General features: G+C 56.7%; 21 protein-coding genes. 14 read left to right on the top strand and 7 right to left on the bottom strand.

The features are described 5' to 3' along the window. Nucleotides 1-2 precede the first annotated feature (2 nt). Both sdhB and AC27KL_RS13650 read left to right on the top strand, forming a co-directional pair. Nucleotides 3-767 carry a succinate dehydrogenase iron-sulfur subunit gene (gene sdhB / locus AC27KL_RS13655; protein WP_339323774.1) on the top strand — a complete coding sequence of 255 codons (765 nt, stop codon included), beginning with the start codon at nucleotides 3-5 and terminating at the stop codon, nucleotides 765-767. Nucleotides 768-996: 229 nt separating this feature from the next. Then, nucleotides 997-1,638 carry an ion channel gene (locus AC27KL_RS13650; protein WP_339323775.1) on the top strand — a complete coding sequence of 214 codons (642 nt, stop codon included), beginning with the start codon at nucleotides 997-999 and terminating at the stop codon, nucleotides 1,636-1,638. Between the two features lie 14 nt (nucleotides 1,639-1,652). On the opposite strand, the gene AC27KL_RS13645 is transcribed toward AC27KL_RS13650, so the two are convergent. After that, entirely contained in the window at nucleotides 1,653-3,032 is a 1,380-nt protein-coding gene (locus AC27KL_RS13645; RefSeq protein ID WP_487170043.1) for an aldehyde dehydrogenase, read from the bottom strand. A gap of 156 nt (nucleotides 3,033-3,188) precedes the next feature. Here AC27KL_RS13645 and AC27KL_RS13640 point away from each other — a divergent pair, with 156 nt between their 5' ends. The 3 genes from AC27KL_RS13640 to AC27KL_RS13630 are packed head-to-tail and all read left to right on the top strand — an operon-like array spanning nucleotide 3,189 to nucleotide 5,671. Then, complete coding sequence (locus AC27KL_RS13640; RefSeq protein ID WP_487170042.1) at nucleotides 3,189-4,055, top strand: metallophosphoesterase; 867 nt, start codon at nucleotides 3,189-3,191, stop codon at nucleotides 4,053-4,055. A gap of 31 nt (nucleotides 4,056-4,086) precedes the next feature. Beyond that, nucleotides 4,087-4,725 (top strand): GNAT family N-acetyltransferase, encoded by a 639-nt coding sequence (locus AC27KL_RS13635; protein WP_487170041.1) that lies wholly within the window; start codon nucleotides 4,087-4,089, stop codon nucleotides 4,723-4,725. Then, nucleotides 4,703-5,671 (top strand): DMT family transporter, encoded by a 969-nt coding sequence (locus tag AC27KL_RS13630; protein WP_487170040.1) that lies wholly within the window; start codon nucleotides 4,703-4,705, stop codon nucleotides 5,669-5,671. The genes AC27KL_RS13635 and AC27KL_RS13630 overlap by 23 nt, the downstream gene beginning before the upstream one ends. Nucleotides 5,672-5,843: 172 nt before the next feature. Here AC27KL_RS13630 and AC27KL_RS13625 read toward each other — a convergent pair whose 3' ends face one another. Beyond that, nucleotides 5,844-6,653, bottom strand: a complete 810-nt coding sequence (locus AC27KL_RS13625) for a histidinol-phosphatase (protein ID WP_487170039.1) — start codon at nucleotides 6,651-6,653, stop codon at nucleotides 5,844-5,846. Nucleotides 6,654-6,689: 36 nt separating this feature from the next. Then, nucleotides 6,690-7,592 carry a LysR family transcriptional regulator gene (locus AC27KL_RS13620; protein WP_339323781.1) on the bottom strand — a complete coding sequence of 301 codons (903 nt, stop codon included), beginning with the start codon at nucleotides 7,590-7,592 and terminating at the stop codon, nucleotides 6,690-6,692. A gap of 429 nt (nucleotides 7,593-8,021) precedes the next feature. Here AC27KL_RS13620 and AC27KL_RS13615 point away from each other — a divergent pair, with 429 nt between their 5' ends. From AC27KL_RS13615 to AC27KL_RS13595, 5 genes are all read left to right on the top strand, one after another. Then, nucleotides 8,022-8,480, top strand: a complete 459-nt coding sequence (locus AC27KL_RS13615; RefSeq protein ID WP_036710848.1) for a chemotaxis protein CheX — start codon at nucleotides 8,022-8,024, stop codon at nucleotides 8,478-8,480. Between the two features lie 146 nt (nucleotides 8,481-8,626). Further along, a complete protein-coding gene (locus tag AC27KL_RS13610; protein ID WP_036710845.1) occupies nucleotides 8,627-9,400 on the top strand; it encodes an SDR family NAD(P)-dependent oxidoreductase in 774 nt (257 codons plus the stop codon). Nucleotides 9,401-9,526: 126 nt separating this feature from the next. Beyond that, nucleotides 9,527-10,918 (top strand): DEAD/DEAH box helicase, encoded by a 1,392-nt coding sequence (locus AC27KL_RS13605; protein ID WP_487170038.1) that lies wholly within the window; start codon nucleotides 9,527-9,529, stop codon nucleotides 10,916-10,918. A 35-nt stretch (nucleotides 10,919-10,953) separates the two neighbouring features. Beyond that, nucleotides 10,954-11,700 carry an ABC transporter ATP-binding protein gene (locus AC27KL_RS13600; RefSeq protein ID WP_212948154.1) on the top strand — a complete coding sequence of 249 codons (747 nt, stop codon included), beginning with the start codon at nucleotides 10,954-10,956 and terminating at the stop codon, nucleotides 11,698-11,700. 2 nt (nucleotides 11,701-11,702) lie between these two features. Then, nucleotides 11,703-12,926, top strand: a complete 1,224-nt coding sequence (locus AC27KL_RS13595; protein WP_487170037.1) for an ABC transporter permease — start codon at nucleotides 11,703-11,705, stop codon at nucleotides 12,924-12,926. Nucleotides 12,927-13,024: 98 nt separating this feature from the next. Here the strand turns inward: AC27KL_RS13595 and AC27KL_RS13590 are convergent, their stop codons facing one another. From AC27KL_RS13590 to AC27KL_RS13580, 3 genes are all read right to left on the bottom strand, one after another. Next, a complete protein-coding gene (locus tag AC27KL_RS13590; protein ID WP_487170036.1) occupies nucleotides 13,025-13,147 on the bottom strand; it encodes a YjcZ family sporulation protein in 123 nt (40 codons plus the stop codon). A gap of 115 nt (nucleotides 13,148-13,262) precedes the next feature. Beyond that, the gene (locus tag AC27KL_RS13585) at nucleotides 13,263-14,561 is read right to left on the bottom strand and encodes an aminotransferase class I/II-fold pyridoxal phosphate-dependent enzyme (protein ID WP_487170035.1); all 1,299 of its coding nucleotides are present in this window, start codon (nucleotides 14,559-14,561) and stop codon (nucleotides 13,263-13,265) included. A gap of 136 nt (nucleotides 14,562-14,697) precedes the next feature. Then, complete coding sequence (locus AC27KL_RS13580; protein WP_487170034.1) at nucleotides 14,698-15,357, bottom strand: pyridoxamine 5'-phosphate oxidase family protein; 660 nt, start codon at nucleotides 15,355-15,357, stop codon at nucleotides 14,698-14,700. 156 nt (nucleotides 15,358-15,513) lie between these two features. On the opposite strand from AC27KL_RS13580, the gene pdxR reads away from it, so the two are divergent. The 4 genes from pdxR to AC27KL_RS13560 all read left to right on the top strand — a co-directional run bounded on the left by pdxR (nucleotide 15,514) and on the right by AC27KL_RS13560 (nucleotide 20,066). After that, entirely contained in the window at nucleotides 15,514-16,965 is a 1,452-nt protein-coding gene (gene pdxR / locus AC27KL_RS13575; RefSeq protein WP_487170033.1) for a MocR-like pyridoxine biosynthesis transcription factor PdxR, read from the top strand. A 114-nt stretch (nucleotides 16,966-17,079) separates the two neighbouring features. Next, entirely contained in the window at nucleotides 17,080-17,865 is a 786-nt protein-coding gene (locus AC27KL_RS13570; RefSeq protein ID WP_036710836.1) for a helix-turn-helix domain-containing protein, read from the top strand. A gap of 312 nt (nucleotides 17,866-18,177) precedes the next feature. Further along, complete coding sequence (locus tag AC27KL_RS13565) at nucleotides 18,178-19,188, top strand: phosphotransferase enzyme family protein (protein WP_487170032.1); 1,011 nt, start codon at nucleotides 18,178-18,180, stop codon at nucleotides 19,186-19,188. An 11-nt stretch (nucleotides 19,189-19,199) separates the two neighbouring features. Then, nucleotides 19,200-20,066 (top strand): SDR family oxidoreductase, encoded by an 867-nt coding sequence (locus tag AC27KL_RS13560; protein WP_487170031.1) that lies wholly within the window; start codon nucleotides 19,200-19,202, stop codon nucleotides 20,064-20,066. Here the strand turns inward: AC27KL_RS13560 and asd are convergent. Beyond that, entirely contained in the window at nucleotides 20,063-20,869 is an 807-nt protein-coding gene (asd, locus tag AC27KL_RS13555; RefSeq protein WP_212948130.1) for an archaetidylserine decarboxylase, read from the bottom strand. The two genes, AC27KL_RS13560 and asd, sit on opposite strands and share 4 nt — an antisense overlap. Between the last annotated feature and the right edge of the window lie 15 nt (nucleotides 20,870-20,884).

The following is a 20,884-nucleotide window of genomic DNA, read 5'->3' as shown; positions in this document are numbered from 1 at the left end:
ACATGGCGGAACAAACTGCTTCTACCAAAAAAGTGAAGTTTATCATTACCCGTCAGGACAGCCCGGAATCGGCGCCGTACACCGAGGAATTCGAGCTTCCTTATCGCCCGGGAATGAACGTAATCAGCGCGCTGATGGAAATTCAGCGCAATCCTCAGAATGCCAAAGGCGAAAAAGTCGCCCCGGTATGCTGGGAATCCAACTGCCTCGAAGAGGTTTGCGGCGCCTGCTCCATGGTGATCAACGGTAAGCCGCGCCAGGCGTGCGCGGCGCTGGTCGATAAGCTGGAGCAGCCGATCCGCGTGCAGCCGATGCGGACCTTCCCGGTCGTTCGCGACCTGGTCATCGACCGCAGCCGGATGTTCAACGCTTTGAAACGCGTCAAAGCGTGGATTCCGATCGACGGCACGTACGATCTGGGTCCCGGACCGCGCATGGCCGAGAAAAAACGCCAATGGGCATACGAGCTGTCCAAGTGTATGACCTGCGGCGTATGCCTCGAAGCCTGCCCGAACGTCAACGACAAATCCGACTTCATCGGGCCGGCGGCCATTTCCCAGGTTCGCTTGTTCAACGCCCATCCGACGGGCGAAATGAACGCGGACGAACGGCTGGACGCCCTGATGGACGACGGCGGCATCGAAGGCTGCGGCAACTCGCAGAACTGCGTGCGTTCCTGTCCGAAAGGCATTCCGCTCACGACATCCATCGCGGAAATCAACAAGCAGACGACCAAGCATTTGTTCAAAAAATGGCTTAGCGTATAACGTTCAGCCCAAGCGTAAAGCCCCTCCGCCATCGCTGCAGTGAACTGCAGGGCGGAGGGGCTTTTTGCTGCGGAATCGCTCAAGGATCGGCCGTACGGACGAAATATGTGACGAAATGCCCGCCCGGGGGTAATGCAAATTAAAGAAATTTTTATAAATCCAAGGCTTACCGGGGCCGCAAGGACAAAAAGCACCCGGGACTCCGTAACGGGCGGGAGCGTGTTCGATCATGACGTGGTGGATGTGGCTTTTAAATATCGCGGGTTTATTGGCGTTGATGGCCGTTTTTTACCGGCTGGAGAAAAAATGGACGAGCAAGGCGGTGCTGCTGGCGCCCGTCATCATTTACGTGCTGGTGTCGCTGGAGGATTTGTTCGGCCTGATCGACCTGATGAGCATCGTGCCGGGACGCGGGGGCATGAGGGCGCTAATCCTGCTGTTTTGCCTTGCCTCCGTCATTTTTTACATATTGTACATTTTTAACGGCATTGCCGAGTCCGCGCTGAAAAAAAGGAAGTTTTACATGAAGACGCTGCTGATTCGGATCAGCGCGGCCGCACTCATGTGCGTGTGCTTTTTTACGATCATTTATACGTCGATTTACAAGCTGTTCGGACAAAATGCGTTTGACGGGGAAAACATCGGCAGCGATCTTGTCAGCCAGCTGGTTTCTTTCCTCTATTTCAGCGTGGCGACCTTTGCGACCGTCGGATATGGCGACATATCGCCCGTGGACAGCACGTCCCGGCTGGCGGTCATCATGGAAGTATGCTTCAGCTTCATTACCGTGGCGTACGCTCTGTCGATGCTGACCGAATTCCGGCGGATTTTTAGCCCGGGACCCGACGACAAGCTGCCGGAGGAGCTGTAGCGAGGGGCCAGGCTTTACGGCTTCATCAGCTTGCGCAACAGTTTGAGCCCGTTTTTGGAGGACGGGTAACGGAAGGCGATATCGAAACGGGTCGTCTGCTTCAGGACGCTTTTGTAATGCGTGAAGGTGTCGAAGCTGCCTTTCCCGTGATAGGCCCCCATGCCGCTTTCGCCGACGCCGCCGAACGGCAGGTAGGGGGTGGCGATATGCATCAGCGTGTCGTTGACGCAGCCGCCGCCGTAGGAGACGCTGCCGACAACCGCCTTCTCGATCCCGGCATCCCGGGTGAACAGATACAAAGCAAGCGGCTTGGGACGGGCGTTAATCATGTCCACGGTTTCTTGGATGTCGTCGTATTCCAGGATCGGCAAAATCGGGCCGAAGATTTCCTCCTGCATGACGGGCATATCCCATGCCGCTTGATCCAGAAGCGTCGGCTCGATGCGGAGACGGTCCGGATCCGTCCGGCCGCCTGCGGCGATGCTGCCGCTTTCCAGGAAGGATACAAGCCTTTTGAAATGTTTTTCGGAAACGATGCGGCTATACGACGGGTTAAATAACGGATCGGGTCCGTAAAGCTCCCTGACGGCTTCCCGCAGGTGCGAGATGAGCTTGTTTTTGATGCTGCGGTGCGCCAGCACATAGTCCGGGGCGATGCAGGTCTGGCCGGCGTTCGTGAATTTGCCGAAAACGATGCGCCGGGCGGCGAGCTTAAGCTCGGCATCTTCGTGGACGATGCAGGGGCTTTTGCCGCCGAGCTCGAGCGTCAGCGGAATAAGCCGTTCGGCGGCTGCCTGCATGACGATTTTGCCGACGTTGACGCTGCCGGTAAAAAAGATGTAGTCCACGGGCTGGGCCAGCAGCTCCTGGCTGACATCCGGCCCGCCTTGCACCACGGCCACGTATTCCTCGCCGAAGATACCGCCGAGCATGTCGGCCAACAGCGCCGACGTAGCGGGGGTGAGCTCCGAAGGCTTCAGCAGCGCGGTGTTTCCGGCCGCCAATGCCCCGATGAGCGGGGATACGGCGAGCTGGAACGGGTAATTCCACGGGGCTATAATCAGCGCGGTGCCGTAAGGTTCGGGGATGATTCGGCCTCGGCTTCCGATATGCGTCAATGCGGTTCGGACCCTTTTGGGCGCCATCCAGCGGCGCAGATGTTTGAGCGTAAAGGCCAATTCTTCGTACACGATGCCGATCTCCGTGGAAAAGGCTTCGAACTCGCTTTTGTTCAAATCGTTGTTCAGGGCTTCGATGATCCTTTTCTCGTTTGCGGTCAGCGCGTCCCGCAGCTTTTTGAGCTGCTCCAAACGAAAAGCCAAGGGGCGCGTCATGCCGCTTTTGTAAAAATGTTTTTGTTTCTGAATCAGGCTTGACATGGTATCGTTAGACATAGGGAATCATCCTTTTCCTTTGATCTATTTGGATTGATGGAGAACGGATAAGTATTTTTGGCAAATGCCGTTCTTTCTGGAAACGGTCTCAGGGTTCGAATCATCAACGTAAAAAGACGCTTTTCTTATCATTATTATACAGGGAGCGGGCAAGCGATGAAAAACAGTCCAAAGTCCGGCAGGATGACGCGCAGGGCGTTTTTGAAGCGCTCGGGGACGGCTATTTTGGGCGCCGGCATGCTGGCCGGGGGATACGCCTCGTTTTGGGAGCCCGTGCAGCTGGACATCGTCCGCCCGTCCTTCCGCTGCCCCAGGCTTCCGGCCGCATTTGACGGGATTCGGATTGCGCATTTCAGCGACCTCCATCTGGGTTTCTACTCCAGGAAAAGCGTGATTGCCCGGCTCGCCGAAGCGATCGAAAGCGAAGCGCCCGATCTGGTCCTTTTTACCGGGGATGCGGTGGATTCGGAGGCGGACGCATTGCCCGAGTATCTTCCGCTGCTGGCTTCCATGAACGGGGCGCTCGGCAAGTTTGCGATCCTCGGCAACCATGATTACATGACCCGCCCGGATTTGGTCGCCGACATGCTGAAGGTCGCAGGCTTTCAAGTCTTGAGAAACGGGAGCGCCCTTGTGGAGCGGCGAGGAGAGGCGATCGCCATCGTGGGCCTGGATGACGGGTTAAAGGGGTTCCCGGACCCCGTAAAGGGGCTTGGCGGCGTTCCCGACGGCCTGTTTACGCTGCTGATGATGCATGAGCCGGATTACGCGGACACGGCGGCCGCGTACCCGTTCGACATGCAAATATCCGGACACAGCCATGGAGGACAGGTCCGGGTTCCGCTCATCGGAGCGATGCTCACGCCGCCGGGAGCAAGACGTTACGTGATGGGAGACTACGCGGTCGGGGAGCGGGCGATGCCGCTTTACGTCAACCGCGGCATCGGCGAAACCCATTTGCCGATACGTTTCCTGTGCACGCCGGAGCTGACCATGATGACGCTGAGGTCGGGAAACGCCTGAATCATGCAGCGATGCAAAGGAGAGGAAGCGGATGTTCGCGGAAAAGTTTCGGTTTTCGCCCGAATTGACGGGGGAGCGCCTGGCGCTCCGGCAGGTCGAGAAAAAGGATGCCCCCGCTTTGCTTGGCATCCTCTCCGATCCGCAGGTCATGAAATACGTCACGCAAGGATCGCTGTTCAGCTTCGGGCGGTCGCGCCGCGTGGCCGCGGAGCTATTGAACGACAGCCGTCCGGATTCGATGCATTACGGCATATGGATTCCGGGGACGAACGTTCCCGTCGGGGTCGTGTCGCTGCAAAACTGGAGGCAGGAGCAAATGGACGCCATGATCGGCTACATGCTCGACCGGAGGTTTTGGCAGCAGGGATTGGCGACCGAAGCGGTAGGTGTGCTGCTGCAGTATGTTTTTTCCGGGCTGCGGCTGCATCGGGTAGAAGGGCGGTGCCATGCGGTCAACACCGCTTCGGAACGCGTCATGCAAAAAAACGGGATGGTGCTGGAACGTACGTTCTCCCATAAAAGGATGTTTTTTGCGGCACCGCTCGAGATGAAAATTTACAGCCTTACGAACCTGCAATACCAGGCCCTTCAGGACAAGGGCATGATAAGCGACGGTAAGGATTTGAAGGGAGATTCAGCACAGCAAAGTGAAGGCAGAAACATGGTTTAAACATCCGGCAGGCATATTGATCAGCTCCGCGGGGGCAACCCTGTTGTGGGGCAGCGCGCTGCCGGTCATCAAGATCAGCTATGGGCATTTTCATATCGATTCCAAGGACGTGTTCGGGGAATGGGTGTTTGCGGGCTACCGGTTTGCGCTGGCGGGACTCATTTTGATCCTTCTGGCCATGCTGACGGGACAGACCCGGAATCCGGGGCGCAAGCCGCTTTCCATGCCCCGCCTCGCACGGCTCGGTTTCATCCAGACCTTTTTGCAGTACCTCGTGTTGTACGCGGGACTCAGCTACAGTTCCGGCATCGAAGGCTCCATTTTGGTGGGCTCCACCTCGCTGTTTCAAATTTTGTCGGCACGGCTTCTGGACAAGTCGGAAGGGTTGAACCCGGCGAAATGGATGGGGCTGCTGCTCGGATTCCTCGGCATTCTGGTAATGGGTTTTGCGCAGCAGGGCGTGCAGTTCCATTTCGGCATCGGCGCCGTCCTGCTCTTGGCATCGGCCGCTTTCGGCGGATTCGGCAACGTGCTTTTCCGCAAGGAAAGCGTGAGCGAATCCGTCATGGCGCTGACGGGAAAGCAGATGCTCGCCGGCGGCCTGGGGCTTCTCGCCGTAGGGGCCGTCCGAAGCGGCATCGCGCCGTTTTCCTTTGACGCCAAAGGGTGGCTGCTCCTCATGTACCTGTCCGTGCTTTCCGCCGCAGGGTTTGCGCTGTGGAACACGGTCATGAAATATAACGCGGTCGGCAAAGTATCCTTATACCTGTTCCTGATTCCGGTTTTCGGCGTCCTGCTGTCGGCGGTGCTGCTGGATGAACGCGTGTCGGCCTGGATCGGGCTGTCGCTTGGCCTGGTCGTTGCCGGCATCCTGATCGTGAACCGTTCCGGTCAAGCAGGGAATCAGAAGCGGATCGTTAAAAAAGGGGTCGAAAAAAGCCTGTAACGGAAGCTTGCAACGTGGGAATGGTTTTGTAACATAAATGAAATATTGCTGTTATGCGTCTCTAACAGAGACGGGGTACACTTATTGCATGACCCCCTTTTTGAAAATATAAATGATGTTTTGAGGACCCGCTCGTGACGGGTCCATTTTTTTTGCGTTAGAAAGCAGCGGATTACAGCGGCACGCTGATCTTTTGCTTGTTTTTGAAATACACCCATTCTTTGAAGCCGATTTCCTTCAGCCGCGCGGCCACTTGGTTCAGCTCGTCGCCCACCCGGGAAGGTTTGTGCGCGTCCGAGCCGAACGTCACGTCGACGCCGAAATGCAAGGCGCGCGCAAGAATCGCGTCGGAAGGATACCAGCCCCCGCTCAGCTTCGTTTTGCCGGAAGTGTTGATTTCGATCGCTACCCCGTTTTCCGCGATGACCTGCAGCGTTTCGTCCAACATCCGTTCGGCGGGAATATCGGAAAAAGCGGGATAATTTCCTTTCATGGCGTCGATATGGCCCAAAAATTGAAAGAGGCCGCTTCGCGCCGAATCCTGGATCAGCCGGTAATAGTCTTCCTTGACTTCGATTTGCTGCTGATCGCTCAGCTTTTTCCACCGGTTTTTATTGAAAATGCTGACGCCCCCCACGTTGTGCACCGACCCGATGATGTAGTCGAACGGGTAATTGGACAGCACTTTGCGGTAGGTTTCGAAATGCTCGGGAAAATAGTCGGATTCGATGCCGAGCAGCACGTCGATTTTGCCCTCGTATTCTTTTTTCAGCTCCAGCACTTCTTCGACGTAGTTGGCGATTTCGGATTTTCCCATGGCGATTGCCGGAAACGCCTGCTCTGCTTTTTCCCCGAAATAAGGGGTGTGGTCGGAAATGCCGATGGCCTGCAGCCCGGCGGAAATGGCGGCTTCGACGTAATCGCGGATCGTGCCGTCCGCATGGCCGCAGCGGAAATGGTGGGTATGAAGATCGAATTTCATCCTGCAGTCTCCCTTCGCTATAATAGATGCCCCAATTTATTCGGAGCTGATGAACTGGGTTTCCGGCATGCCCTTGAGATCGCTTAAAAACTGCTGCATGGCGGAGTTCAAATATTTTCCGGATTTGTAGATCACGCCGACGGGATGGCTGACCTCGAGCTCCCTGAGCGGGATGATTTTGAGGGTGCCGTGGCGGAGCTCGCTTGCGACCGATTGTTTGGACATGATGGCGGCGCCAAGGTCGATTTCGACCATCCGTTTGATTTCCTCGCTGCTGGACAGCTCCATGACCACGTTGGGGACGATGCCGTGTTTTTTGAATATGTCGTCGCTGAACTTTCTGCCGACCGTATCCTGGGACAGCAGGATCAGCGGCGTATCCTGAAGAACGTCCATCGATACCGTCGTTTTGCGGGCAAGGGGATGCCTCGGGGACACGATCAGCTCGAAGGTGTCGTAATAAAGCACGGATGTAATCAAATTGGGATTGCGTTCAATCAAGTAACCGATGCCGACATCGATCTGGCCGTTTTCCACGCTCGTATAAATTTGGGAGGAGGCCATGGACTGGATCGACGTTTTGATCAGCGGGAACTGGTTCTGAAAATAGGAAAGCACCCGGGGCAGGATTTGGATCGCGATGGAGGTCGTCGTGCCAAGCACGATATGTCCCTGCGGGATCTGATCCAGATCGGACAGCCGCTGCTTCAACTCCTCCACGACGGCCAAAATCCGCTCGGCATGTTCAAGGAACACTTGCCCGCGGTCGGTAAGGGTTACCGGCTGATTCCGGTCGACCAGAACGGTTTTGAACTCGTCCTCCAAGCTTTTGATTTGGGCGGATACCGCAGGTTGGGTCAAATTGAGCAGTTCTCCGGCTTTGCGGAAACTCATCGTCTTCGAGATGGTAATCAGTGTCTCCAGTTGACTGATGTTCATGCAGTTCCTCCTTAGACTCTTATTTGTACCCTCAGGATTTTGCAAATCCTCACCTTAACTGAGCCTCGACCCAATGTATATCCTTTAATTATATGGGATTCGGAAAGTGACGGCAATGCCGCTCGGCTTATGGCTTCGGGCTTTGCCCGGAAAGCAGGGCCTGCCGGGGAAGGAAAAAATGCATCTACAAAATTCGCCAAGGCCTTCAAAATTATGCCTAAAGGACCGATATACATATCAGGATTCGGCCTCTTACAATTCTTAAATAGGAAAAAGGGATTAATCATAAGGGTAATTATACCCTAGTTATTAAACCGGATATGAATTTTTCGTGATTTGTGAAGGGGTTTCACGTATAATTGGTTCAAACGGGAATGGGACTTTTGGAGCGTAGTGCTGTCATCTATCTGGAAGGGGTGTTAAACATTAATGAAAGCGGAGGTTATTAATCCTTTTCTGGAATCCGCGCGGCTTGTCATTGAGCAGGTGATACAGGTATCCCCTTCGACGGGAAACCTGGGGGTCAAGACGGTCGAGTTTATTCAGGACCATATATGGATTCAAATCGGAATGACCGGACAGTTGAACGGAAACATCATGTTCGGCATCCATGAGCGCGTGGCGCTACGCATGGTTTCCGTCATGATGGGAGGCTACGTGCTGACGGAAATGGACGAGATGGGGCAAAGCGCCATTTCCGAGCTTGGCAACATGATCAGCGGCAACGCGAGCACCATTTTGTCCAATCAAGGCGTCAGCGTCGACATTACGCCGCCGAAGGTGGTCAAAAGCGAGCATGTTACGTCGATTTTTCCGCAAAAAGCGCTCAGCATCCCTCTTGTCATGGACGGAATCGGGGAGCTGGACATTCAGGTCATGATTTCCTAGAAAAAGGCAGTCCTAAACAGGTCCCGGCCGGTTCGTTCCGGTGGATTTTCTCCCGGCGGCAGTTTCTGCTATCTTTAGAGGAGAGGCAAAAAGCGCATCGCGGGCACGGCCCGTTAGGATGCATCGCTTAGGAGGAGGTCGGGAACATGTTAAAGGATAAAGTCGTTTTCATTACCGGGGCTTCCAGCGGAATCGGCCTGTTGACGGCGCAAATGCTCAGCGAAAAGGGAGCGGTACCGGTCCTCGCGGCGCGCTCCGGGCGCAAGCTGGCCGAAGCTTCCGCCGGCATTGCCGGGAAACACGGGGTCAAGACGCTTGACGTGACCCGGGAAGACGAAGTGAAGCGGGCAGTCGAAGAAGTGATACGGGAGTACGGGCGAATCGATATTTTGCTGAACAACGCGGGGTACGGCAAATTCGAGCCTGCGACGGATATGCCTTCCGCGGAATTCGAGCGGATGATGGACGTCAATTATATGGGAACGGTGCGCTGCGCCAAGGCGGTGCTTCCCCATATGCTTGAACGCCGGAGCGGGCAAATCGTCAACGTCGCTTCCATGGCCGGAAAAATCGGCACGGCGAAGTCGACCGCCTATACGGCGACGAAACATGCGGTGCTCGGCTTCAGCAACGCCCTGCGCCAGGAGCTGCGCGGAACGGGAATTACGGTGTCTACCGTCAACCCGGGCCCCATCGACACGCCTTTTTTCGATATCGCGGATCCTTCGGGAGGCTACGTAAGCAACGTCAAATGGCTGATGATGAAGCCGGAGCACGTGGCCCGCAAAATGGTGCGCCTGATGGATACCCGAAAGGAAGAGCTGAACCTGCCGCTCAAAGCAGCCGCGGCCATGCGTTTGTACCAGCTGTTCCCGCGCCTGTCGGATCGGCTTACCTATCGGATGATGAATAAAAAATGACAGGCCGGCTCGGCATAGAGCCGGTTTTTTCGCGTCCTCCGCAGTACGCGCAAATTAATTTTTTGGTGCGGCGGCCCTTTTATCATATAATGGTTAAGAATGACTTCTATAAAAGGATGGAATGGAATGAACCCAACTTCGTTTACAGCGCTGGGCATTGAACAATCTTTGATGGACAGCTTATCGGAATACGGCATTACGGATCCGACGCCGGTGCAGGCGGAAGCGATTCCCGCGATTTTGAAAGGGGCGGACGTGCTTGCCCGTTCCCAGACCGGGACCGGCAAAACGCTCGCCTATCTGCTGCCGGTCCTGCAGGGCATCGACGCCCAGCGGAAATCGGCGCAAAAGCTCGTGATCGCGCCGACGCAGGAGCTTGCCATGCAAATCGTCAGGGAAGGCGAAAAATACGGAGAAAACCTCGGCATCAACGTGCTTGGATTGATCGGGGGCGCGGCCCTGAAACGCCAGGTGGAAAAGCTGAAGCAGCACCCCCAGCTTCTTATCGGAACCCCGGGAAGAATCCGGGAACTGATCGAAATGCGCAAGGTGAAAATGCATGAAGTAAACACGATCGTCGTGGATGAAGTCGATCAAGTGTTTCAGCTTGGCGGCGCGGCCGATGTCGACCGCATCCTCCGGAGCGCGCTCCGGGACCGGCAGCTCGTGTTTTTGTCGGCGACCGTCAGCGAGGAAACGGCGGCGCTCGTCAAACGCGAGATGAACGCTCCGGTCGAAATCGGCATCGATCCCGACCAGTCGACCGCCAAAGGGCTTGAGCATTATTATTTTGCCGGCGACGAGCGGGATAAAATCGAGACGCTGCGCCGGGTGATCCGCCATTACGATCCGAAAAAGGCGATCGTGTTCGTCAATCAGACGGAAACCATCGCCGAAGTGCAGGGCAAATTGAATTATATGGGGCTTTCGGCAGAGGGGTTGTACGCGGATGCGGATAAGCTGACCCGAAGCAGGGTGCTCTCCGGTTTCCGCAGCGGCAAGTTCAAGGTGCTGGTCGCGAGCGACGTCGCCGCCCGCGGTCTCGACATCGAAGGGCTCGAGATGGTCGTCAACTATGATCCGCCTGCCGACTCGGAGCACTACGTGCATCGGGCCGGCCGTACCGGTCGCATGGGGCGCAGCGGCCTCGTTCTCTCCTTGGTGACGCACCGGCAAATTTTCATCATGAACAAATTTGCCAGGGAGCTCGGCATAACGCTGGAAGAGCGCAGGCTGTACGGCGGCAAAGTGCTGAAACCCGGAGCGCTGCCCGGCGGGCGCGGTCCGTCCGGAACGCGTAAGCCTTCGAACCAGAAAGCGACGGCGGACGTGTCGGGGAGCGGGGAAGGCAGAAACCGCATAGCCAAGGAAGAAACGCGCCGGGCGCCGGGCCCGGCCAAAGGCAAAAACGAAGGGGTCCGCAGCGGCAAGCAGCCGGAACGAAAAGGCAGCGAGCGGGACCGCGACCGGAAAAACAAAGGGGCTCCCAAATGGCTGAAAGACAAAAAACGTCCGTAAGCGGATGAGCCGGGTATTTTTTTGGAGGTGATGCAATGAACGGAAATACGGTGCTGGATATTCAAGGCTTGAGCGGCGGATACAGCTTGAACCGCCCCGTGCTGCATGATGTGTCCTTTCAGGTGAATCCGGGCGAAATGGTCGGCTTGATCGGGCTGAACGGCGCGGGAAAAAGCACGACCATGAAGCATATCCTTGGGCTGATGACTCCCCAAAAAGGAGAGATTCGCGTCAGGGGGAAAAAACGGGACGAAGATTCCGAAACCTATCACGGCTCCCTGGCATTCGTACCGGAGTCTCCGCTGTTATACGATGATATGACCGTCCGCGAGCATCTCGAATTCACGGCGAGGGCCTACAACGTTCCGCGCGGCGATTATGAAGAACGCGCGGACAGGCTTTCCCGGATTTTCCGGATGCAGGACAAGATGGACAGTCTTTCGACGCAGCTGTCCAAAGGCATGCGGCAGAAGGTCATGATCATGTGCGCCTTCGTCGCCCGCCCGTCGCTGTACATTATCGACGAGCCGTTTCTCGGACTCGATCCGCTTGGCATCCGGTCTTTGCTTGATTTTATGGTTGAATTGAAAGAAGGGGGCTCTTCCATTCTGCTGAGCTCCCATATCCTGTCGACGATCGAAAACTACTGCGACCGGTTTGTCGTGCTGCATCAGGGAAGCATCATTGCGCAGGGGACGCTGGAAGCGATCGAAGCGCAGGCCGGAACGACCGGGGCAGGGCTGGAAGATATGTTTTATACCCTCGTGCAAGGCAGGGATTGACGATGGACTTGATGAAGTTAAGGGCCGAGCGCCGGAGCCGCTTCTGGGGGAAAGAAGTGCTGCCGTATCTCGGTTATGTACTGCAAAGCGGGGTCGCGGCGCTGATGCTGTTCGCGCTGATCGTTTTTTCGGCATGGTATACGTCCCTGGTGCAGCATATTCCGGCGGGGCTCCCGATTCGCTGGATCATGCTCGTATTATTGGTGCCGCTGACGGTCAACAGCAGCTTCAGAACCTATCTCGCGCCGGCGGACACCGTGTTCCTGCTGCCGCAGGAATCCCGGATGAAAAGCTATTTTCAAGGAAGCTGGACCAGCGGGGTCGTGTACAAACTGCTGGGACTCGCCCTCATCTTTCTCATTTCGTGGCCGATTTACGTCCGGAGCGACGGACAGCCCAAGCCGTTTTGGCTGTTCCTGCTCGTCCTGATCGCACTGAAGCTGCTCGCCAGCTACGGCTGCTGGAAGGAGCTGCGCATGGTTTCCCGGCGCGCCGCATTTGCCTATAGAGTGCTGCGCTACGTCGTGCTTGCGCTTTGCGTCGCGGCATGGATCTGGCAGCCGGCAGGCCGGAGCCTGATATTTATCGTGCTGCTTGCGGCTACGTATACCGCTGCGCTTCGACTTCCCGCCAAACACCCCGTCGCATGGGAAAGGCTTATTGCCCAGGAGAAAATCCACAGCGGGCGTGTGCTGATGGTGCTGGGGTGGTTCGTCAACGTTCCGGGACGGGAGCAGCGCGTTTATGCCAGAAAGTGGCTTTCGTGGGCGGGAAACAACATTCCGTGGAAGCCGGAAGCGGCCTACCGGTATTTGCTGATGAAAAGCTTTGTGCGCAGCGACATTCTCGGCATCGTGTTCAGGGTCGGCGTTTTGGCGGCGTTTTTGGCTTGGTGGCAGCGCGGAAGCAACGTCGGCATCGGCATCTATTGGTTTTTCGTGTTTCTGGCAGGCATCCAGCTGTCGTCGCTGCTGCGTTTTCACAGCGAATCTTTCTGGCTTCACGTCTATCCGATCGCGCCGGGCAGCCGGCGAAGGAATGCCATCAAACTTGCGTTTCAGATTCAACTGACGTTTGCGGCAGTCACATGGCTTCCGCTGCTCGGGGCCGGGCTCGAACGAATGGGGACCGTGCTCATGGCGCTGCTTGGCGGGATCGTTCTTTGCCTGTTGTCCCGATTCTTTGCAAGCAGGAAAAAGACGGAAGACGATGAGGACGACGAATAACGCGCAAGTATCGAAAACAAAAAGGCAGAAGGCCGGGATTCCGGCCTTCTGCCTTTTTAAGCGGTGCTTATCGATGCCTGTAAGTCAAGGGTATGCGATTATACCCAGAAAGAACGAGTGATGATAACCAAGAGGATGAAGAGAACCAGGATAGCACCCGTGTTACCGAATAATCCATGTCCACAACCGTATCCGTATCCGCCTCTTACTTCTTCGCTCATTGTTCATTCCCCTTTACTTTGGATTGTTTTGCGTTACACGGTATCTTATGTCTCGGGGAAAGACTGTGCTTGGGCAATCACCCGTTCCTGACTAAAAAAATCTATTCCCGGCGCCTTATTTCCGTAAATCGGCAATGCCTTTGTACACGAGGTCAAACAGGTCCTCCAGGTATTCCTCTTCGATGCAGGAAAACGCGATGCGAAGGTCATGTTCGCCGAGCGCGATCGTTCCGACGCCGTACTGATGGAGGATATGCGTGCGGAGCTCTTCGGCGGAAACGTCCTTCAGCTTCAGGCACATGAAGTAACCGGAGTTGAACGGGTAATATTCCCACACGTCGCCGTATTTTCCGCTGTCGAGCAGCGCCTTGACCTTGTTGGCGCGGCCTTTCATGATTTGGAATTTTTCTTCCTTCTGGGCGTTGAACTCCGGCGATTTAAGCGCATCGAGCACGAACGTCTGGGAAGGATGGGAGCAGCTGGAGACGGTGGCGCGGATGATTCCGAGCGTTTTTTGTTCCAGCGCGCTCAGCACGTCTTTGCTTTCGGATGCATAGGTAATGAAGCCGACGCGGAAGCCCCAGACGAATTCCTCTTTGGTCGCGCCGTCGACCTTGACGGCCAGGACGCGCGGATGAAGATCGGCCAGCTTGCCGAACAACGATTCCTTCAAGGAATCCTCAAAAAAGAGTCCGAAATAAGCGTCGTCCGTGACCACGACCACGTTGATGCCCGCTTCCGCCGCTTCCTTGACGGCCGCAACGATTTCATCGCCTTCCTTAAGGCCCGGCGTATACCCCGTCGGGTTGTTCGGGAAGTTGAGGATCACGATCGCTTTGCCTTTGTCTTTTTGCGCTAACAGTGCCTCGCGCAGGCCTTGGCTGTTGAACGTCATTTCGTCCGTAAAAAGCGGATAATTGACGATCTCCGCGTGGCGGCGGATGCCGAAGGTCAGCTCATAGTTCTCCCAGTTTTTGTCCGGGAAAATGACGGCGTCCCCTTCATCGACGAACAGGTCGGCAACGATGCTCAGCCCGTGCGTCAGCGCGTTGGTCACGATCGGGCTGCTGAGCGATTTTCCTTCCAGCGAAGGATTTTCCTCCTTCATCTTGGCAAGCCAGGCGGTCCGGAGCTCCGGTTTGCCGGCAGGCGGCGCGTACGGATAAAGGTCCTTCGGCTGATAGGCGGACAGCTTGCTTTGGATGACGTCCAAATGCATCGGAATGCCGCCTTCGGTCGCAATGCCGATCGTCGCGTTGTACTTTTTGGCATGGCCGGCAGCTTCGGCGGATTGGCTCAGAATGCCTTCTTTCGGAAAGTAGATCTCCTTGCCCAGCGTGGACAGCATGTCGTATACATGCGGATTGCCGGATTTGATGCTTTCGTTCAATTGTTCAGCAGGTCGGTTTACCATGTCTTCCATCCTTCCAAATCGGTTGTAAGTTCGGAAATGCCGTGGGATTTCCATGTCAGGTTTCCGTTTTCACTGCCTTACATTATATCATTTGCCGCCGGAGCCGTCACGGACAAAACCGCTTTGGACAGGGATATCATTCGATATTTTCCATGGATTGGCACGGCGATTCGTTTTTCTTCCGGAGGCGTTCCGGAACGCTGCTGCGGACGAGCTCCGCCGTTTCAAGGTCGCGTTCCCGGTTCCGGGCTTCCAGCCCGCAGAGGATTTGGCGTCTTTCGCCTTCTTCCAGGTTTTGGCCGAATTTGAATTTGGCGGTGAGGCGTTCCGGAACGATTTTGACGACGGCCACGTTGCGCAGTCTCGGAGCATATACCGGATGGTCGGCATCGATCGGATCATAGCCGCCTTCCGGCTGGAGTTTGTGCATCAGCAGCGTGAACACCGCCGCTTTTTCGCGCACGTCGGTCACGATTTCGGCCCGTCCGCTTACCGTGACGCTTTTGAAATACGTCGTGGCCGGACAGGCAAGATTGGGATCCGTGAAGTAAGACGGGATGAGGGCGTATTCGTCGGCGACGCTGAAGCTGACCATGGGACTCGCTTTCAAATGGTTCATTTTTTCGCCGATCCGGCTGCCGTGAAAATAAAATATCCCCTGATCGTATACGAAGTTGAGCGGCGTCACCCGCGGACGTCCGTCCTCCCCGACCGTGCCGAGAAAGCCGAAACTCATCCCGGACAAAAATGCTTCGATTTCCTTTTCTTCGTCAACGCTGAATTCATCTCTTCTCATCTGGTTTCCCTCCAATATTTCTATTGCTGGTATCGCAGCCCTTCAAGCCGCGAAAGCTTGTTGTCAGCATAATGGAGACATTGACAATAAAAAAGATCCAATTTAGATTAATTTTAATAGTCCAATTTTGCCTTTCGAACAAAGGAGACGACGGGGATGGAATTGACGCTCCATATGGAGGCATATCTCGACCGACACCGATTCAAATACTTGGCGCTGTATCATGCGTTAAGGGAGGCCATCCAGGAGGGCCGCTTGCCCGGCGGCATGAAGCTGCCGTCGACCCGCGAGATGGCGGAGCGGTACGGCTTGTCCCGCGGGGCGGTGGCCCAAAGCTATGACATGCTGATGGCCGAAGGATACGTATATGCCGAAACGGGCCGGGGGACCTTCGTCACGGATGCGGGCTATTCCCCGCCGTCGATGGAAAAAATAAAGGAAACGCCGATCAAGCTTTCCCAATGGGGGGAACGGCTGCTCCGCATCCCGGACATGCCGCTCGATGCCGCGAAGCGGGCGGAGATCAGCTTCATCAACCAGCCGCTCGAGATGAGCCGTTTCCCGTACGAAGAGTGGCGGAGCGCCTTGTCATTTGCCGGGGGGCGCAAAGGAGTCGGCCTGCAGCATAAAGCGCCCCCGGAAGGGGACGGACAGCTGCGCGAGGCGATCGCTTCCCATTTGCGCGTGACGCGGGGCATCATGGCCCGTCCGGAGCATGTCGTCCTTTTTAACGGTTCGATGCAGGCCATCGTTTTGCTTTTTCAGCTGCTGATGAACGAAGGGGAGGCCGCCGTCGTCGAAAATCCGGGATTCCACGGCATCCGGCGGGCGGTCGAGGCCTGCGGCGGCAACCTCATTCCGGCGGCGGTCGACCGGCAGGGAGTGCGGCCGCAGGAGTGGGATGCGGGCATTTTGTTCGTGACGCCGAGCAGGCAGTACCCCACGGGGGCCGTGCTCAGCCTGAAGCGGCGGCGGCAGCTTCTCGACTGGGCGCAGCGGCATGATGCGGTCATCATCGAGGACGATTACGACAGCGAATTCCGTTTTGGCGGGCGTCCGATCGAGCCGCTGAAAACGCTCGATACCCAGGAGCGGGTCATTTATATCGGCTCCTTCTCCCAGACGATGTTTCCCGGCCTGAGGCTGGGGTTTGCGGTTCTGCCGGAAGGGCTGGTCGAGGCCGCCGTGCGCGCCAAATCGCTGTATGAGCCGATGTCGCCGGGGCTGCTGGAACAGCGGGCGCTCGCCAGGTTCATGTCCAAAGGAAGCTACATGCGCCATTTGCGCCGTCTAACCCGGTTGTATGGGGCGCGGCACGGACATTTCTGGGGGCTGATGCATGCGCTCGCCGGGGATCTTTTCGAACTGATGCCCGGCGATGCCGGGCTGCATGTGTATGCGAACTGGCTGAAGTCCGCGGATGAATACGAGGCGTTTCGCGGCGCAGCGGTCCGCCGGGGCGTTGTATTCCGGGATGCGCAGGCGTATTGGATGGGACAGGGGCCTCCGGCAGCCTGTTTCGGGTTCGCCCATCTGACGGAGGAACAGATCGCGGACGGCGTCCGAAGGCTGGTGCTTGCGTGGCAGGATGTGCAAAATTTCTCGTGAAAGGGTATCATGATAGATGGATTTGCGCTTTTGCTGCATTGCGGCATTCGCTTTTGCGTACACGGCGATCGACTTGATTCATGTTCAGTAAATATCATAAGGGGGAATGACGCCATGCTGCATGCGTCGCCGTCTTCTTTTCAAATACTGCCTTCGCTGGCGAAAATCGTATGCGAGCCGGGATGGAAATGGCAGAAACGCGAAAAAGCGCTGGAGAACTACGATTTGTTTTATGTATGGAGCGGGGAAGGAACGGTGATCCGCAACGACGAGCCGTTTGAGGTCGGCAAAGGCAGCTGCTTTTTGTTCAGGCCGGGGGATCATACGAGCGCAACCCATAATCCGCAAAAACCGCTCGTGCTGACGTACAGCCATTTCAGGATCAACGAGCCGGTGACCGACATTCCGCAGCCTTACCGGAGGCTCACGGACACGGTTGATTTCGAGTACATGCTTTCCCGGTACGTGAGGCTGTTTCTGGTGAACACGTTCGCCGCGCAGGAGGAAGGACAGCTGATCCTGAAGCAGCTCATGATCCATCTGCTGCGGCATGACCGCGAACAGCCGGAGGAGAAAAAGGCCAGCAACCAGCTGACCGAGGCCATCCACGAAATCGCGAACTACGTCCAGCAGCATCCGGGCAAACCTCACCGGGTAGAGGATCTTGCCGCCCGCGCGGGATTGTCGCCGCGCTATTTTTCGATCAAATTCAAGGAGCTGATCGGGACGCCGGTCCAGTCCTACATCATCCGGACGCGAATCGAGCGCGCCCAGCATCTTTTGCTTCATGCGGGCATGAACGTAACGGAGGTGGCGGACGCCCTCGGCTATCGCGACATCTTTTTCTTCAGCAGGCAGTTTAAGCAATATACGGGAAAAAAACCTTCCGAAATCCGTTGAATCCTTATCGGAGCCTTCCTCCGATGATCATGGGCGGACAGGCAACGGTCCCGTAAAGGAGACAAACATACGCATGGCGGGCGGGTCGGGTCGACTCCGCACCGCCATTTTTGCTGCAATGAGTTTTTTTTGGGAAGGGCAAGCGATGGGCCGGAGGCCTGCAAGAGGGGATGGCGAGGACCGGAGCAGGCGGCACGGCGGCGATGGCTATCGAAATTTCCGGGCCCGGTATGCTATGCTGGCTATATGGAATTTTGTAATGATAGAACAGAAAAAAACGGCAAAAGAGCGAAAACAAGGGGGGAGATACCCATGAACGAAGCGTTTCATGCGGATTCGGAGGACAGCAGAAGGCAGCTGCTCGTTCAGGCGGAGGCGGCTCTGACGGCTGCCCTGGAGCATTACGATATTCAGGAAAAACATCTGGATTTCATTCAGGTGTCGGAGCATGTCACCTATAAAATCGAAGATGAAGCCGGAAGGTTGTATTTGCTCCGCGTGCATCCCGCAGCGGCATCCTCAAGGGAAACCATTTCGGAAATGGAGTGGCTCGAATATTTGGCGCGGGTCGAGGGGCTTGTGGTCCCTACGGGCGTTCCGAACCGCGAAGGCTCGTACGTCACCGAGGTGGAGACGGGTCGGGGGCAAAGCTGGAAGGTGTCGGTGCTTCGCTGGATCGATGGCGATCATTGGGAGGGACAGTACAGCGAAGAGCAACTCCTTCTCATGGGCGGTCTGCTGGCGAAGATGCACCGGGCAGCCCTCCGTTTCAAGCCTGCCGAGGGCTTTGTCCGCCCGGTATGGGACGGGGAGCCGTTCGCGCGGGAGACGGCCAGGCTCAAGCAGCATCATGGGAGTTTTCTAACCTCGGACGAATACGCGATTTATGAGCAGGCGGCCGCCAAAGTGACGGCCCATATGTCCGGCATGCAGCGGGATCGCGAAAGCTTCGGCCTCATTCACGGCGATTTCCATGAAGGAAACATGGTGTTCAAAGGCGGGGAGCCTTATCCGATCGATTTCGGGCGCTGCGGTTTCGGCTTCTATTTGTATGATTTGGCGCAGTCGTTTATCGGCTTGTACCCTGTGCAGCGCCAATGGTTCATGGAAGGATACGAGCGGCTGCGGCCCGTTTCCGGCCAGCCGGGCTGCATTCCTGCGCTCGAAACGTTTTTTGTCAAAGCGCTGATCGAAAACCAGAGCTTCCATGCCCCGCATCCGTGGGAAGCGGCGGAGCTGAGGGAAAGCAAGCCGTATTCGCTGGCGCTCCTTCGGCATTATTTGGACGGGAAGCCGTTTCTGTTCGAAGCGATTCCCGTATAAGGTGGGATAACATGAAAACAATGCAAGGGGAGCCGGTAGCCCTGGTAACGGGCGGTTCAAGCGGCTTCGGTTTGCTGACGGCGGTTGAGCTTGCCCGGCGGGGATTCGCCGTCATCGCAGGCATCCGGAGGATGGAGGCGCAGGCAGAGCTGATGGACGCGGCGGCGCAAGCCGGGGTGCAGGGGAAAATCGTTGCCGTGCGGCTGGACGTTACCGACGCCGCCGGCGTGACGGACGCGGCGGCATACATACGCCGGCAGTACGGCCGGTTGGACGTGCTGGTCAACAATGCCGGAACGGCCTACGGAGGTTTCGTCGAGGAGGTGCCTGCCGCGATTTGGCAGGAACAGATGGATACGAACTTTCACGGCATGGTGCGGGTGACGCAGGCGGTGCTGCCGATCATGCGGGAGCGGGGGAAAGGCCGGATCATCCAGATGAGCAGCATCAGCGGCCGCATCGGATTTCCGGGATATGCGCCGTACGCTTCCTCGAAATTCGCCATAGAGGGTTTCAGCGAATGCCTTGCGCTCGAAGCCAAACCCTTCGGCATCGATGTGGTCCTGGTAGAGCCCGGGGCCTACGGAACCCCGATTTGGGACAAGGGGTTCGCGCAAATGAGCGCTCCCGAAGGTTCGCCTTACCGGGCCATGATGGACAAGGTGCTGGCGTTTTCGCGAAAAAGCGCACGACAAGGAGGCGACCCGAAGGAGGTAGCCGAACTCGTTGCGCGTATCGCATGCATGAAGCGGCCCGCGTTCCGGTACGCGCTGCCGGGGAGCACCCGGCTGACGCTCCGGGCCAAAGCGATCCTGCCGGGGCGTTTGCTGCAAAAGATGATCGCTTCCGTACTGGGCCGGGACGAAAGCGGATCTTAGCCCTTGTCCCGCGGGACCGGAGGGTGAAGCGTTCCGAGAAGCTGGCCCATCCGGACGTGGTCCCCGGGCTTCAGGCCGGCCCTTGGCGTAAACGTTCCGTCCTGCGTCAGCAGCACGACGGTCGAGCCGAATTCGAAATAGGCCAGGTCGTCGCCGTTGTTCCAGCGGGACACGGATTCGTCGTCGTAACGGATGCTGCTGACGTTCATGGCGCCGACCTTCACGACGGCGACCTCGCCGTATTCCCCGGCGATGTAGGTGATCAGCCGCTCGTTCCGGCACAGCACCGATTTCATCCGGGTCATGCCGAATTCGTTGACCGGATAAGCCCGGCCCTTGATATGCTCGCTTTCCGTACGCACCCCCGTAATGGGGGAATGGATGCGGTGGTAGTCGGTCGGGCTTAAATAAAGCACAAAAAAATAGCCGTGTTTGTACAGCTCCAAATGGGGGGAAAAGTTCAGCAGCTCCGCCACGGAATAATCCTGGCCTTTGACGTTTAATATCGTCCCCGCGCTAATGTCGCCCATGGCCGTTATTTTGGCGTCGACCGGGCTTGTCAGCACGTTCGGCCCTTCCTCGACCGGGCGCATGCCCGGCTTCAGCCGGCGCGAAAAAAACTCGTTCAGCGTCCGGTATTCGTGGATTTCCTTTTCGGCTTCGTCGGCCGGAATCTGATAGCTTTTTATAAAATAAGGGATGACGCCCCTGCTGAGCCTGCTGTGGGAAAAACGCCCCATCAATGCGGACAGCCACTTTCTTGAGGAGAGCTCCGTCATCAGCCTTAACAATCGTTTTGCCATGCTATTTCTCCCTTC

It is taken from the genome of Paenibacillus sp. YAE3 (assembly GCF_057546105.1).
This window is presented reverse-complemented; position numbering and strand designations above follow the sequence as displayed.